Source organism: Mesorhizobium caraganae, assembly GCF_016836705.1.
Classification (GTDB): Bacteria; Pseudomonadota; Alphaproteobacteria; order Rhizobiales; family Rhizobiaceae; genus Mesorhizobium; species Mesorhizobium caraganae.
This window is the reverse complement of sequence record NZ_JAFCGY010000025.1, coordinates 22,997-38,392: the sequence shown is the minus strand read 5'-3', so window position 1 is coordinate 38,392 and position 15,396 is coordinate 22,997. Positions and strand designations below refer to the sequence as shown.

Sequence of the window (15,396 nt, the reverse complement as noted above, 5' to 3'; positions counted from 1 at the left end):
CGGTAGGCAAAAGGTAGCATGGACGACGATTTTTTCCTGGTCAGGTTTTGGGGCGTGCGCGGCAGCATTGCGGTATCCGGGCCAGAATTCGCTCGCTATGGCGGCAACACAATCTGCATTGAAATGCGATGCGGCAAGCATACGCTTCTGTTCGATGCCGGCTCCGGCCTGCGGCCTGCCGGAAAGGCGCTTAGGGCGTCGGGCGTCACCGATTTCGACCTGTTTTTCACCCATTGCCACTACGACCACATCATCGGGCTGCCGGCTTTCAAGCCGATGTATGAACGGGGCGTCAAGCTTACGCTTTGGTCCGGGCATCTCGCTGGACACATGACAACCCGCCAGATGATCGACGAGTTCATTCGGCCGCCGTGGTTTCCGGTAAAACTGGATATCTGCAGGGCAAGCCTAGACTACCGCGATTTCGTATCCGGAGCCGTGCTTCGGCCGCGCGAAGGGGTTGTGCTGCGAACCGGCAGTCTTACCCATCCGGGCGGCTGCATCGGCTACCGGGTCGAATGGGGCGGCCGCGTCGTGGCGGTGATCACGGACACCGAGCACGAGCCGGGAAAACTCGATCAGGCGGTGCTTCAGCTGATCGAAGGTGCCGACCTCGTCATCTACGATTGCACCTACACCGAGGAGGAAATGGAGCGCTACCGCGGAAATGGGCACTCGACATGGCAACAGGGCGTCAAGCTGTGCGAGGCGGCCGGTGCGCGGGGGCTTGCGCTGTTTCACCACGATCCGACACGCACCGACGAGCAACTGGACGAGATGGAGAGACTGGCCAAGGAGAGGTTTGCCGGCGCTTTTGCCGCGCGGGATGGCCAGACGCTCCAATTCCCGGTCTCGTTGCACAAAAAGCGCTGAGCTATTTTTCTTTCCTTGTTTGAGCATGATCTCTGGACCAACGGAAACCGTTTGTCCGAGAAAACCGGATTCCACTTTTCGGGATCATGCTGTAGCGGCGCTGCGCCCGATCAATGTCCGGATCGGAAGCCATGTGCAGGCTTCAGTCCGAGCGGTGACTGCGAACAGCCGTTCAAGGAAAAGCCAGGCCGATTCATCATGGACGAGGTGGTGGGTGAGCAGGCCGACCGGTTCGCCGCCATCAAATGCATGCTGCAATTGCGCGATGATGGCCTGAACCAACAGGCCATGGTCGCGGCAGCCGCGCGTGCCATGCCAATCCATGATGTCGACATTGCTGTTGATGACGGCCAGGGGAGCCGGCTTCGGCGGCCCATAGATCGACAATGCCGCAAATCCTATGGATCCAAGGTCGGATACCAGACCGGCGTCGATCCTGTTCCAGGGTGGCACCAGCATGGGAACGGCACGTGCGCCGTGCAGGCCGCCTAGGTGCGACAGCCCGCGAGCCAGATCGTCGAGCACCACCTCCCGTGGCCGATGCGGGCCGAGCTCCTGCTTTTTCTGGTCCGCGGGCGCATGATTTCGGTGCGCCCAGCCATGGATGGCGACCGTGGCATGCGGCGCCTCGTCAAGCCGGACGACAAGCTTGCCGTCGGTCTCGGCCGGAATGACAGCCAGAGTGACCGGAACCGCGAATTCACCGGTGAGGTCGAGCAGCCGATCAAGCGCGGGCGTCGGATCCACGGCGTCATCGTCGCGCAGCCAGAACTCCGCCTTGCGGCCCGCCCGTTGCCGGCGCGCCAGTTCGTCCACCAAGGGCTGCCAGATCGGATCGGGTGTCATGAGACCGGGATCTTCTTGAGAAGTTCGGCCAGACGCGCCGCCGCACCACCCAGCGAGCGCTCTTCGAGGACGAAACGCCTGGCTTGTGCGGCCATGATGGTCCTTTCGTCGTCATGGGCCAGAAGCCTTGCAATGGCGGAAGCGAACGCCGCCACATCGCCCGGTGGGGTGAGAAACCCGGTCTGGCCATCCCGCACGACCTCCGGCACGCCGGCAATGTCCTGAGCCACCACCGGCAGGCCGGCGGCCTGTGCTTCAAGATAGGCAACGCCATAGGCCTCGCCGTAACCCGGCCAGACGTAAATTCCCTTGGTGTAAAGGACATCCGGCACGGCGGCCGGCTCGATCGCGCCAAGCCATTCAATACGGTTGGCGGGCAAGCCGGCGAATTGCGCCTTGACCTCGTCACGGGCCGGCCCGTCGCCGATGACCGACATGGTCCAGGGCAGGTGGCCGATCGAGCCGAGCGCTTGCGCCAGCATGCGATAGCTTTCGACTTTGTCGCCCGGGCGCATCATGGCAACGGTCACGAGGCGCGTCGGACAACCCCGGGCTGGCGTTTCCCGGAATGCCGATGTGTCGATGAAGGGCGAAAGCATGCCGAGAGCGGCGTCAGGAATCACATCTGCCAGTCCCTGCCGATCCCTTTGTGTGAAGCAGATGTTCAGCGCCGCCTGTTCGATGGCTTGCGCCACCAACGCCTGGCTATCGGCCCACAAGCCGGCGTTGCGCCGCCTGGAATAGGAGGCTTCCGCCGTCACATAGGGGACAGCAAAGGCCGACGCCAGCTCTGGTCCGATCAGGTCGGGCGCCTTGTAGTAGGGATGATAGCAGAACCAGAGATCGGGCTTGCCGTCACGCTGCCAAAGCCTTGTCAGCCGCGCGGCTTCGTCCCGGGCCTCGATCTTGAGCGCATCGAAACTTTTCGGCTCCGGCTGGCGTAGATAGAAGCGCAACTCCGATGCCAGTTCGACGCTATGCCCGCCGTGCTGCAGCGCCTTGACCAGCATCCGTGCCATCTGGCGGTCGCCGGAGACAACGGGATCATTGGGCGACTTCAGCGGCGCGTAAAAGGCAATTCGCATTGCGCGATCCTATCATCGCAAAGCTGTGCCAAGTCAATTTCGACGCATGATCGACTTCACCTTCAAGGGCTGGAATGTGCTATCTGATGCTCATGGAAACAGCTGTCGCGTCCGACCCGTTTGTCGCCTCTTTGCCGGTCTTCGCAAAGTTCGAAAGCGTTGCCGATATCGATAACTATCGGCCGCTCCCCGAGGGCTGGGCGCTGGCCACGGCCGACATCGTCGGCTCGACCAAGGCGATCGGGGCCGGGCGCTATAAAACCGTCAATATGGCCGGCGCCAGCGTCATTTCGGCGCTGCTCAATGCGCTGGGTCGGCAAGATCTTCCCTATGTCTTCGGCGGCGACGGCGCACTCGTGGCGTTTCCCGGCTCGGCGCTGGAGATCGCCCGCAACGCGCTGGCTTCTGTCCAGAGATGGGTAGCGGACGAACTGGACCTGACCTTGCGTGCGGCAATCGTGCCGATAAAGGACATAAGAGCGCAAGGCCTCGACGTTCGCGTGGCGCGGTTCCAGGCCTCCGAAGCGGCCTTCTATGCCATGTTCGCCGGCGGTGGCGGCAGTTGGGCGGAAGCCGAGATGAAAGCGGGGCGCTACCGCATCGACCCTGCGCCGGCCGGTGCGCGGCCGGATCTGACCGGCCTCTCTTGCCGCTGGAACCCGATTGAAGCCCGGCACGGCGAAATTGTCTCGATCATAGCCATACCAGGGGCTTCGCGAGATTTGCGCGGTTTTCAGTTTCTGGCGTCCGACATCATCGCCCTTGCCGGCAGGCAGGAACGCGATGGCCACCCGGTGCCGGTAGACGGGCCGGCCTACAGTCTGCTGCCCGCCGGCCTCGATGTCGAGGCGCGGGCCACGGCGCCGCCAGGGCGGCGGTGGCTGGCGAAGCTGTGGGTGATATTCCTGATGACGCTTACGGCCGTCACCGACAGACTTGGCTGGACGATCGGCCGTTTCGATCCGAAGGTTTACAAACGCGAAGTGGCCAGCAATTCGGATTTCCGCAAGTTCGACGACGGCTTGAAGATGACCATCGACGTTGACGCGGATGTGTTGCAACGAATCGAGAGCCGGCTGAAACAGGCGGAAGAAGCGGGCATTTGCAGCTATGGCCTGCACCGCCAGAAATCGGCCTTGATGACATGCCTCGTCATCTCGCCGCTGCAGCCCGATCACGTTCATTTCATCGATGGCGCCGACGGCGGCTATGCGATGGCTGCCGCGAGCCTGAAGGCTAAGGCGCCCGCCTGATGACGGCTTGCGGAAATCGGTTTTCCGCAATATGCCTCGGCCACGGCTCTCGGGGCCAGGTGAGCCTCCCCATGGAGCGGATAGTCTGTCCGAATTGACGGGAAAGCAGATTTTTGGACGCCTCACGATCGACATATGACCGTCTTCTGAACCGGATTTCGACGCGCGCCGCGCAAGTCGGCGTGATCGGACTGGGCTATGTCGGGTTGCCGCTGTCGGTTGCAATCGCACGCGCCGGCTTCCCGGTTTCCGGCTTCGACGTCGAAGCCCGGAAGGTCGAGAGCCTGAACAGCGGACAATCCTACATCGAGGCCGTGACGTCGACGGCCCTTGCCGGCCATGTGGCGAGCGGACGGTTCCGCGCCACCGCGGATTTTGCCGAACTGGCCGTCTGCGATGTCATCATCATCTGCGTTCCGACACCGCTGACGAAACACCGTGAACCGGACCTCTCCTTTGTCAGGAACACGGCAGGCACCATCGCCAAGCATCTGCGCCTCGGCCAGCTGATCGTGCTGGAGTCGACCACCTATCCCGGCACCACCGACGATGTGATCAAGCCCATACTGGAAGAAACCGGCTTGCATTCGAAGACGGACTTCTTCCTTGGCTTCTCGCCCGAACGCGAGGATCCCGGCAACCGCAGCTTTGAAGTCGCGACGATCCCCAAGGTCGTGGCAGGCGACGGCGTTGAGGCAGCGACGCTTGTGCAGGCTTTCTATCAAAGCGTGGTCAAGACCGTCGTTCCGGTTTCCAGCACGGCGACCGCCGAGGCGGTCAAGCTGACGGAAAACATCTTCCGCTCGGTCAACATAGCCCTCGTCAACGAGTTGAAGGTCGTGCTCGGTGCAATGGGTATCGACATCTGGGAGGTGATCGAGGCGGCAAAGAGCAAGCCCTTCGGCTACATGCCTTTCTATCCTGGCCCAGGCCTTGGCGGGCACTGCGTTCCGATCGATCCCTTCTACCTGACGTGGAAGGCGCGCGAATACGAACTGCCAACCCGCTTCATCGAGCTGGCGGCGGAAATCAACACGGCCATGCCGCGTCATGTGGTCGATGAACTGGCAAAGGCGCTGGACCGGCGCTGCGGCAAGGCGCTCAGCCGCTCGCGTATTCTCATCATCGGGCTCGCCTACAAGAAAAATGTGCCCGACATCCGCGAAAGCCCCTCACTGCGGCTCATTGAACTCATCGAGGAATGGGGCGGCAAGGCGGAATTCCACGATCCGCATGTTACCGAGATTCCGACCACACGCGAGCATATGGCGATCAAGGGGCGTCGCTCGGTCGAGCTGACCGAGGCGGCCTTGACGGAGTTCGATGCGGTCGTCGTTGCAACCGACCACGACGCGATCGACTATCAGGTGATCGCTGATCACGCACTTCTGATCGTCGACACGCGCAATGTTTTTGGCCGCCTCGGGCTCCCCCGAGGGACGGTGGTGAAGGCCTGACAGCGGCTGAGCCGGCGAATTCTTTGCCCGATGTCAGGATTGGGATTGCACTCCGAGGGCAGCCTCGCCACATAATGTTTCGCGAAGTAAACGCAGTTACGCCTGTTTCCTTCCTGCAAGGACAGTCATTCGGGAATTTCTTCGCCGGCTTTTGCCCCCGAAGCCGGTTTCATTGACTTAGAGGATTTGGCAGATCAAAGGAGATGGCTCGTCTTCGACGGGTTTCGGGATAGCATGAGCACAACGCAAGCAGAAATTTCCAGCATTCTCATGGATAAGGTTGCCGATTGGCTGACCCAATCGGCGCTGGCCGGCGACGACCTGGAAACCTTGGTAAAGGGCTTTTGTGAACGGCTGGCTGCTGCCGGCGTGCCGCTGAAGCGGGTGCATTTGAGCTTTTCGATGCTTCATCCGCTTTATGACGCGCTTGGCTTCACCTGGCTTCGCGGCCAGGGCCTGGAAGTGGAAGGCTTCCGCAGTGAGAACGGCGTTCATTCCGACAGATTCCTGACCAGCCCATACTACCATCTGCTCAGCAACAAGCTCGACCATCTGCGCCGCCGGCTCGACCCGTCGGTGCGGTCGGAGTTTCCTGTTTTCGATGACCTCAGGCTCATGGGCGTCACCGATTACATGGCTTTCGTCCATCCCTTCAACGGCGACACCAGTCAGGGCATGATGGGGTCCTGGTCCACGGACAGTGCTTCAGGCTTCAGCGACAGCATGATTTCGGCGCTGCTGCGCGTCCAGAACCATCTCGCTATCGCAGCCAAGATGGCTGTGCTCACCAAGCTCGCCGACAACATGATGACCACGTATCTCGGTGGCGACGCCGGCAGGCGCGTCCTGGACGGCCAGATCAAGCGCGGCGAGGGCGACACAATCCGGGCCGCACTGGTCATGGGCGATATGCGCGGGTCGACGAGGCTTGCCGAAACCTCCGGCCGCGAGCTCTATATCGATACGTTGAACCAGTTTTTCGATGCCATTGCTGCACCTTTCAATCGCAAAGGCGGGCAGATCATGAGTTTCCTGGGGGATGGCTTCATTGCCGTCTATCCCTGCGAAAGGCACCGCGCGCAGTCCGAAATCGCCTGCCAGGCTGCTCTTGCGGCAGCGCACAAGGCCAGCACGCGTATGATGGAGCTCAATCTGCGCAGAAAAGAGCAGGGGTTGGACGACATAAAATTTGGTATCGGCCTGCATGTCGGCAATGTGATGTTCGGCAATGTCGGGCTTACCGACCGGCTCACATTCTCCGTCTTCGGCTCGGCTGTAAACGAGGTCCAGCGCCTCCAGACCCTGACCAAGAAATATCCGCACAGCGTTCTCGCCAGCAAAGAGTTCGCGGGCTATTGCGGCGCCAACAGCTGGCTGACGCTCGGTAAGGAGGAGCTGGCCGGCATCAAGCAGAAGCTGACGGTGCTTTCACCCGACCTGTCGGGTGCTCTCGCACTCGATGAAGACGTTGCGCTGGAGCCGTTTCACGACCGGATATCGGACGCCGAGCAAGTCATGCTGCTTCATCGTGATGCCGCGCGGCTGTCGGCGGGCGACCGGAGGAAGCTCCAGTAACCGTCACGATCTGATCCGAACGCCTTGGGTCGGCAGTTCGGTCGCCGTCCACCGGCGAACTCGTTTCGAATCCAAGTTGCTCTAGGCTGACAATGCGCTAGTCTTGCTTCTGGGCAGGCCGGGAGGGCCGCCAGAGTGGGGGCTGGTGCTGGGCATGAGTGCAGGCGTTGATCTGCTGCGGATCGAGGATGTTGGCATCTCGTTTGCCATTGTCGGGGGACCGCTGCATGCCGTCAGGCGCGCAAATCTGCGCGTCCTGCCGGGCAAGGTTACCGCGCTTGTTGGCGAGTCCGGTTCCGGAAAATCGGTTCTCAGCCAGGCAGTGATGGGCATTTTGCCGAACACAGCCCATGTTCGCGGCCGTATCCTGTTTTCCGATCCCGAAAAGCCCGGCACGACGCAGGATATCCTGAAGATGCCGCGTGATGGACCCGAAATCCGGGCGTTGAGAGGCAGCCGCATCGGCAAGATCTTTCAGGAGCCGATGACATCGCTGTCGCCGCTGCACACGATCGGCAATCAGGTCAGCGAATCCCTGCAGATTCATACGCCCATGGCTCGAGCAGAGCGCAAGGCGCGGACCGAGGAGATGCTCAGTCTTGTCGGGTTTCCCAATCCCAAGCGCGCCTATGACATGTATCCGTTTGAACTTTCGGGAGGATTGCGGCAACGCGCCATGATCGCCATGGCGCTTATCTGCCGGCCCGCTCTGTTGATCGCCGATGAGCCGACGACGGCGTTGGACGTCACCATCCAGGCGCAAATCCTGCAACTGCTGCGCGGGCTTCAGACCAAGCTGAACATGGCGATGCTGCTGATCACGCACGACCTCGGCGTTGTCGCCAATGTCGCCGACGAGGTGGTGGTCATGTACCATGGCGAGATCATGGAAGCGGGACCTGTGGAGGCGATATTCCGCCGGCCAGGTCACCCTTACCTGAAGGGCCTGATGGCAGCCGTTCCGCATTTCGACCTGAAGCCCGGCGAGAGGCTAAAGGCGCTCCGCGAGGTGCCGGTGAATGTCGGCAACCTGCTGGGCAAACAGACAGCGCCGGACTCGAAGGGGCCGGACGACATCCTGCTGTCGGTCAGGGATCTGAAAAAGGTCTACACCACCCGCAAGTCCGCATGGTTCGGCGGGAGCCATCAAACCTCTGTTCGCGCCGTGGACGGCGTGAGCTTCGACATCAGGCGGGGTGAGTGCCTGGGTCTGGTCGGCGAAAGCGGCTGCGGCAAAACCACCGTCAGCAAGATCCTGATGCGGGCTGTCACCCCCAGCGGCGGCTCCGTGGTCTTCAACGGCCGCGAAGGACCGATCGACGTTCTGGACGCCGAGGGAGAGGCCCTGCAGTTGCTGCGCGCGAAAATCCAGATGGTCTTCCAGGATCCGGTTTCGTCGCTCTCCCCTCGCATGACGGTGGAGAACATCTTGAGCGAGCCGTTGGAAATCCATCAACGCGGCAATGCCGCGTCCCGACTGGCCACGGTCAAGAGCCTGATGCAGGCAATCGGGCTCGATCCGCGCTTCATCCAGCGCTATCCCCACAGTTTCTCCGGCGGGCAGCGTCAGCGTATCGGCATCGCGCGCGCGTTGGCGCTGGGGCCTGAGCTCCTGATCTGCGACGAGCCGGTCTCGGCGCTCGATGTCTCTGTCCAGGCGCAGATCCTGAACCTTCTGAAGGACCTGCAGAAAGAACTGGGTCTGACCTACCTGTTCATATCCCACAATCTGGCGGTGGTGGACTACATGGCGGACCGCATCGCGGTGATGTGCGGCGGGCGTATCGTCGAGCTTGCGCCGCGCGAAATTCTGCTCAGGAAACCGATCCACCCCTACACGCGCTCACTGCTCGCCGCAGTCCCTTTCCCCGATCTCGACCGGCCGATGGATTTCAAGACGCTGAAGCTCGGCGGCGCTTCCGACACCAGCGCATGGGGACCGCAATTCCGCGATGAGGGCGGAGAGGATATGCTGTCGCCGCTCGATCTTGGCGGTGGCCATCTCGTGCTGGCCAGACGTTCCGCCGATGTCAGCGAGTTGCGCCATTGATCAGCCGTCGCACCCTCCTTGGCCTCATGGCTTCGGCATTCCTGCCGGGCACGTCGCGCGCTGGCGATCTGGAGCCGGATTTTCTTCAGCCGCAGCTGACGGCCAAGGCGCTGCCGGCACTCGCTGAGCGCTTGCCCAAGAGCCCGCGCGCGTTGAATCTCGCCGCCATGGGCCGGCAACCCGGCGAGTATGGCGGCACGCTGCGGACGATCATCGGCAGCCAGAAAGATATCCGGATGATGACGATCTACGGGTATTCTCGGCTGGTCGGCTATGACGAAAAGCTTAGCTTGCAAGCCGACATTCTCGAAAGTTTCGACGTAGCGGATGATCGCATCTTCACCTTCAAGATAAGGGAAGGACATAAATGGTCCGATGGCAGCCTGCTGACGCCGGAGGATTTTCGCTATTGCTGGGAAGATGTCTGGCTGAACGATGAGCTTTCGCAAGGCGGGCTCGCTCCGGCCCTGATGGCGAACGGCAAGCCGCCACGCTTCGAGATCGTCGATCCGTTGACGGTGCGCTACAGTTGGGATGCGCCCAATCCCGACTTCCTGCCCAAGCTCGCTGCCGCTGCGCCGCTATCGCTTGTTCTGCCGGCCGCCTATCTCAAGCAGTTCCACAAGAAATACCAGGATCCATTCCGGCTCGCCGGCCTGATGAAGGAGAACCGGGCCAAGAAATGGACGCTCCTGCATATCCGCATGTCGCGGCAGTATCGCCCGGAGAACCCTGATCTGCCGACGCTCGACCCCTGGCAGAACCGGACCAAGCCGCCGGCCGAGCAGTTCATCTTTGAACGCAACCCGTTCTTCCATCGAATAGACGAGAATGGCCGGCAACTGCCCTATGTCGACCGGATCATCATGAATGTCAGCTCATCGGCGATCATCTCGGCCAAGACCGGTGCGGGCGAGAGCGACCTGCAAGGCCTGGGAATTGACTTCACTGATTACGCTTTCCTGAAGGACGCGGAGAAGCGCTACCCGGTGAAGATGCATCTGTGGAAACGCACTCAGGGTTCGCGGCTGGCGCTGCTACCCAATCTGAACTGTGCCGACCCAGTGTGGCGTGGCCTTTTGCGTGACGTGCGCGTGCGCCGCGCCCTTTCGCTCGCTGTGGACAGGCGCGAGATCAATTTGGCCGTGTTCTACGGATTGGCGCAGGAAAGTGCAGATACGGTCCTTCCGGAGAGCCCGCTCTACCGGCCGGAATTCGCGAAAGCATGGGTCGCCCATGATCCCGACCAGGCCAATGCCCTGCTCGACGAGGCCGGGCTTCAGGCACGTGACGATGACGGCCTGCGGATGCTTCCCGATGGACGTTCTGCGAAGATCATCGTGGAAACGGCCGGCGAAAGCACACTGGAAACCGACGCGCTCGAGCTCATCACCGATCACTGGCGCAAGATCGGCATCGCCTTGTTCATCCGGACTTCGCAGCGCGACATCTTCCGCAGCCGCGCGCTTGGCGGCCAGATCATGATGTCGATGTGGTCGGGCATCGACAATGGCGTGGCGACCGCCGACATGAACCCGTATCAGCTGGCTCCCACCATCGACGACCAGCTGCAATGGCCGCTCTGGGGTGCGCACTACCTATCTCATGGCAAGATGGGCGAGGCGCCCGATCTTCCTGAGGTGGTCGAGCTGATGGCTTTGCTCGAACGCTGGAACGCATCGACCGCAACCACGGAGCGCGCCGAAATCTGGAATTCGATGCTGTCGATCTACACCGATCAGGTGTTTTCGATAGGCACCGTGAACGGAACGCATCAGCCGATTCTGGTGTCCTCGCGGCTGCGCAATCTGCCTGACAAGGCGCTCTACGGCTACGACCCGACAGCCTATTTCGGTGTCTACATGCCGGATACATTCTGGCTTGGAGGCTCCTGAGCGTGCTTCGATATCTTGTCTGGCGCATCGCCGTGATGGTTCCAACGTTGCTGGTCATATCGGCACTGGTGTTCACGATCATCGAACTTCCGCCGGGCGACTATTTCGACAGCTATGTCGCCGAGCTTCGGGCCCAGGGCGAAGCGGTGGATTCCGATCGCATCGAGATGATGCGCAAGGAATATGGTTTCGACCAGCCGCCGGTCATTCGCTACTTCTACTGGGTCGGCGGGATGCTACACGGCGATTTCGGCTATTCCTTCGAATATGAGCTGCCGGTTCGCGACGTCGTCGGGGACCGAATGTGGCTGACCGTGCTGGTTTCCTTCGTCACGATCATCTTCACCTGGCTCATTGCCTTTCCGATCGGCATGTACTCCGCCACGCATCAATACAGCTGGGGCGACTACGGCCTGACTTTCTTCGGCCTTCTCGGCCTTGCCATTCCGAATTTCATGCTGGCGCTGATCCTGATGTACTTCGCCAACATCTGGTTCGGCACGTCCATCGGCCACCTCATGGACCAGCAATATCTCGGCGAGCCGATGAGCTGGGCCAAGGCGAAGTCGATCCTCGCCCATCTCTGGATCCCGGTCTTGATCATCGGCACCGGGGGCACGGCAAGCATGATCCGGCGGCTGCGCGCCAATCTGCTCGATGAGCTGCACAAGCAATATGTCGTGACCGCGCGCGCCAAAGGCCTTCATCCGTTCAGGGCACTGGTCAAATATCCGCTGCGCATGGCGCTCAATTTCTTCATTTCCGACATCGGCTCCATCCTGCCGGCCATCATCTCCGGCGCCGAAATCACGGCGATCGTGCTGTCATTGGAAACGACCGGGCCGATGCTGATCAAGGCGCTGCAAAGCCAGGATATGTATCTGGCAGGGTCGTTCCTGATGTTTCTCGCCTTCCTGACGGTCATCGGCGTGCTGATTTCCGACCTGGCGCTGGCGATGCTTGATCCACGAATTCGTTTGCAGGGCGGCAGCACCAAATGAACACGCAATCACCGCTGCCCGCTCCGGGTGCTCCACTGCAGCACTACATTTCCATCGAGCCCTTTGACCTGCAGTCGGTCGAGGCGATGACGCCGGAGCAGTCGAAGGTCTTTCAGGCGTCGCAGTTGCGGCTGATGTGGTGGAAATTCCGCAAGCACCGGCTTGCCCTTGTATCCGGCATCTTCCTGGCGGTGCTTTATTTCGGGATACTGATCTGCGAGTTCCTGGCGCCCTACAATTTGCACACGCGCAACATGGACTACATCTATTCGCCACCGCAGCAGGTGCACCTGTTCCACAACGGCGAGTTCATCGGGCCGTTCGTCTATGGCCGCCAGATGATGCTGGACATGGACACGCTCAAGCGGAACTACATCGACAAACAGGATGATGTTCAGCGGCTCCGTTTCTTCTGCAAGGGCGACAGTTACCAGTTCTGGGGCCTGATCGAAGGTGACAGGCATTTTGTCTGCCCGGCCGAAAACGGCCAGCTCTTTCTGGCCGGCACTGACAGGCTCGGGCGCGATGTGCTCTCGCGCATGATCTATGGCGCACGCATTTCTCTGACAATCGGCCTCGTCGGTATCAGTTTCAGCTTCCTGCTCGGCATCGTCATCGGAGGGCTGGCCGGCTACCACGGCGGTATCTTCGACCTGATCGTTCAACGGATAATCGAAGTTCTGCAATCGATCCCCAGCATTCCGCTATGGCTGGCTCTGGCGGCGATCATGCCGATAACCTGGAGTCCGATCCTGATCTATTTCGGCATCACCGTCATCCTCGGGTTGCTTGACTGGACCGGACTGGCGCGTGCGGTGCGTTCAAAGCTTCTGGCCTTGCGCGAGGAGGATTACGTTCTGGCCGCGCAATTGATGGGTGCCGGGAGCAGTCGCATCATCCGGCGGCATCTCATTCCCGGCTTCATGTCGCATCTGATCGCGACGGCGACGCTGTCGATACCCGGCATGATCCTGGGCGAGACGGCGCTGAGCTTCCTCGGGCTCGGCCTGAGGGCGCCGATAACCAGCTGGGGCATCCTGCTCACCGAGGCTCGCAGCGTCAGCGTGATCGCGTTCTATCCATGGCTGCTTTTGCCGATGCTCCCCGTCATTCTCGTCATCATGGCGTTCAACTTCCTCGGCGACGGCTTGCGGGACGCCGCAGACCCCTACAAGTGACATCGCAGTTGCGCGGCGGCGGGCGCCTATTCCACCCGGTATGATCCTTGTCGGCAGCCTATGCGGTTGTTGCAGGGTCCGTCATTCGCCTCTATATGCGGCAAGCCTCGATCGGGGCTGCTGGTTCAGGACATACAATCGCATATGAGTCGCCTCGATAATTTCATCAGCAGGATGACCGCACAGCGCGACATTCTCAATCAAATCTGCCCCGAGGTGGCGAAGATGGAGGGGCTTGTGTTCGAGCTCGGCCTCGGCAATGGCCGGACGTTCCACCATCTGCGCGAGCGCCTGCCCGGACGCCGGATCGTGGTGTTCGACCGCGAAGTTGGCGCACACGCCAGCTCAATTCCCGACGCTGAAAATCTCGTGCTCGGCGATATACGCGAGACGGCGAGGAGATTCATTGGCATCGACGCCGCTCTTGTCCATGCCGACATCGGCACCGGCTATGAAGATCGCGATGCAGTGACCGCCACCTGGCTTCCCGATCTGATTGCGGGCATGCTTCGCGTCGGCGGCTTCGCGGTGAGCGGCACGCCGCTCGATCACCCGCAACTGCAACGCCTGCCGGCGCCGACTTCGGAGCCCGCCGATCGTTATTTTCTCTGCAAGCGCGTGTGAGGGTGGAGACGGGTCTTTAGAGCGTTTCACCGTTTCACGGAAACGGCGAACCCCTCTATCTCTTTGTTTTTCGCAATTCCCGGACGGAAAACCGCTCACACTTTTCCTGGAATTGCTTTAGGGACCAAGTCTTCAGGGGATCGTATAGACTGCTATCTCCCGCTCAATGCCGCGCAGCGAGACCTCATGAGGCACGGGCGTCAGCGCCTTCCTTTGCAACAGATCGGCGGTGAGATTGTCGTCGACCACCGCACGCGTGGCGAAGATCGCCTGTGCCTTGGCAAGGTTCTGGACCCGTGAAGCTATGTTGACCGTCTGGCCGAAATAGTCCTGCCGCTCGTTCATGGACACGGCGATGCAGGGCCCGGCATGGACTCCGATCTTGAGCAGAAGGTCCTCGCGCCCGCTCTTGTCATTGAGCGCACGCATGGCATCGCGCATCCTGAGGGCCGCGGCAATCGCACGATCTGGCGTCGCGAAGGTCGCCATCACCGCATCACCGATCGTCTTCACAACCGCGCCTGCCTCCGCCGCGACGATCTCGTGCAGCACCTGGAAGTGCTCGCGCACGAGATCGAAGGCTGAAAGATCGCCCACCCGCTCATAGAGCTCGGTCGATCCGCGCAGGTCGGTGAACAGGAAGGTCAGGCTGGTGATCTTCAGTCGTTGGTTGATGTCGAGCGTATCCGTGCGATAGAGATCGCGGAACGTCTGGTTGGTGAGCAGGCGCTTGGCGGTCACGAAGGGCCGGCGTTTGCCCAGGAAATCATGCAATGCATGGCCGGCGATGAAGACCGCCGGCAGCACGCGGGTGTCGGTCCTGTTTTCCAGCGAGATGCGCAACGGGCCGGGTTGCATCTCCAGCGTCTGGCTCTGGACATGGTCGCGGTCGAAGACCAGAGAGAGAGTTCGGCGCTCTGTCGCAGGTTCACCCTTCACGTCGATGAACTGTGCCGAATGGGTGACAGGCTCGAAGACGATGACGAATTGGGACGGAAGCTGTATGTGCAGAACCGCCTTTTCACCGGGCGCAAGCTCGAGATCCTTCAGCGAGAACGATTCCATCTGTTTCGCCAGATCCTCTTCCGGAAGATCGGCGCCGGACCCCCAGTAGATCTGGCGGTAATATTCCGCCAACGGCAGTTCGTGCGGATTGTGGGCGGCAATCCTGCGCACGCGGGGACTGACGGTGAATGTTACCTCGACCATCTCGTCGAGGGTCGGCGAATAGTCCTGGGAGCACAGCGAGCAGGTGTATTCGTCCCTCTGCATCGTTTTCAGCGTGGCGTTGGTGTCGAGCACGCCGCCACAGCCGGGGCACAGAACATTCCAGGAAATGTCGAAGATGCCCACCCGCGCCGCATGGAGAAAGGCGCTGATGGCGCGTTCCTCGTCGAGGCCATGCTTGCTGGCGAAGGCCAGCGCGTTGATGCGGCAAAGTTCGCGGTCCTTGCCTTCCGCGATGGTTCGCCGGATCGCGTCGATTGCCTGCGGATCGACATTGGTCGATTGCCGCAGAAGCGAGAACAGATCCTGAGCTTCGTTCATCGTGCAGGCTC

12 protein-coding genes are annotated in these 15,396 nt (G+C 61.1%); 9 read left to right on the top strand and 3 right to left on the bottom strand.

Annotation, left to right across the window (positions count from 1 at the left end; genetic code table 11):
• Window positions 1-18 precede the first annotated feature (18 nt).
• Window positions 19-873, top strand: coding sequence for an MBL fold metallo-hydrolase (locus JQK88_RS27740; RefSeq protein WP_203280083.1), 855 nt, complete (start codon window positions 19-21; stop codon window positions 871-873).
• A gap of 84 nt (window positions 874-957) precedes the next feature.
• Here JQK88_RS27740 and JQK88_RS27735 read toward each other — a convergent pair whose 3' ends face one another.
• Together JQK88_RS27735 and JQK88_RS27730 are read right to left on the bottom strand one after the other, a co-directional pair.
• Window positions 958-1,719 carry a polysaccharide deacetylase family protein gene (locus tag JQK88_RS27735; RefSeq protein ID WP_203280082.1) on the bottom strand — a complete coding sequence of 254 codons (762 nt, stop codon included), beginning with the start codon at window positions 1,717-1,719 and terminating at the stop codon, window positions 958-960.
• Entirely contained in the window at window positions 1,716-2,804 is a 1,089-nt protein-coding gene (locus JQK88_RS27730) for a glycosyltransferase family 4 protein (protein ID WP_203280081.1), read from the bottom strand. Before JQK88_RS27730 ends, JQK88_RS27735 begins: the two co-directional genes overlap by 4 nt.
• 74 nt (window positions 2,805-2,878) lie before the next feature.
• On the opposite strand from JQK88_RS27730, the gene JQK88_RS27725 reads away from it, so the two are divergent.
• The 8 genes from JQK88_RS27725 (at window position 2,879) to JQK88_RS27690 (ending at window position 13,837) form a co-directional block, all read left to right on the top strand.
• Window positions 2,879-4,057: a DUF3095 domain-containing protein gene (locus JQK88_RS27725; protein WP_203280080.1), complete on the top strand. Its 1,179-nt coding sequence runs from the start codon at window positions 2,879-2,881 to the stop codon at window positions 4,055-4,057.
• Between the two features lie 113 nt (window positions 4,058-4,170).
• On the top strand, window positions 4,171-5,514 hold the full coding sequence (locus tag JQK88_RS27720; protein WP_203280079.1) for a nucleotide sugar dehydrogenase: 1,344 nt from the start codon (window positions 4,171-4,173) through the stop codon (window positions 5,512-5,514).
• Between the two features lie 234 nt (window positions 5,515-5,748).
• Complete coding sequence (locus tag JQK88_RS27715; protein WP_203280078.1) at window positions 5,749-7,089, top strand: adenylate/guanylate cyclase domain-containing protein; 1,341 nt, start codon at window positions 5,749-5,751, stop codon at window positions 7,087-7,089.
• A 154-nt stretch (window positions 7,090-7,243) separates the two neighbouring features.
• Window positions 7,244-9,139: an ABC transporter ATP-binding protein gene (locus tag JQK88_RS27710; protein ID WP_203280077.1), complete on the top strand. Its 1,896-nt coding sequence runs from the start codon at window positions 7,244-7,246 to the stop codon at window positions 9,137-9,139.
• Window positions 9,136-11,034 carry an ABC transporter substrate-binding protein gene (locus JQK88_RS27705; protein WP_203280076.1) on the top strand — a complete coding sequence of 633 codons (1,899 nt, stop codon included), beginning with the start codon at window positions 9,136-9,138 and terminating at the stop codon, window positions 11,032-11,034. The genes JQK88_RS27710 and JQK88_RS27705 overlap by 4 nt, the downstream gene beginning before the upstream one ends.
• A gap of 2 nt (window positions 11,035-11,036) precedes the next feature.
• Window positions 11,037-12,035: an ABC transporter permease gene (locus tag JQK88_RS27700; protein WP_192258788.1), complete on the top strand. Its 999-nt coding sequence runs from the start codon at window positions 11,037-11,039 to the stop codon at window positions 12,033-12,035.
• Window positions 12,032-13,213, top strand: a complete 1,182-nt coding sequence (locus JQK88_RS27695; RefSeq protein WP_192258787.1) for an ABC transporter permease — start codon at window positions 12,032-12,034, stop codon at window positions 13,211-13,213. Before JQK88_RS27700 ends, JQK88_RS27695 begins: the two co-directional genes overlap by 4 nt.
• A gap of 144 nt (window positions 13,214-13,357) precedes the next feature.
• Complete coding sequence (locus tag JQK88_RS27690; protein WP_192258786.1) at window positions 13,358-13,837, top strand: class I SAM-dependent methyltransferase; 480 nt, start codon at window positions 13,358-13,360, stop codon at window positions 13,835-13,837.
• Window positions 13,838-13,969: 132 nt separating this feature from the next.
• On the opposite strand, the gene JQK88_RS27685 is transcribed toward JQK88_RS27690, so the two are convergent.
• On the bottom strand, window positions 13,970-15,385 hold the full coding sequence (locus tag JQK88_RS27685) for an adenylate/guanylate cyclase domain-containing protein (RefSeq protein WP_203280075.1): 1,416 nt from the start codon (window positions 15,383-15,385) through the stop codon (window positions 13,970-13,972).
• Window positions 15,386-15,396: the final 11 nt, after the last annotated feature.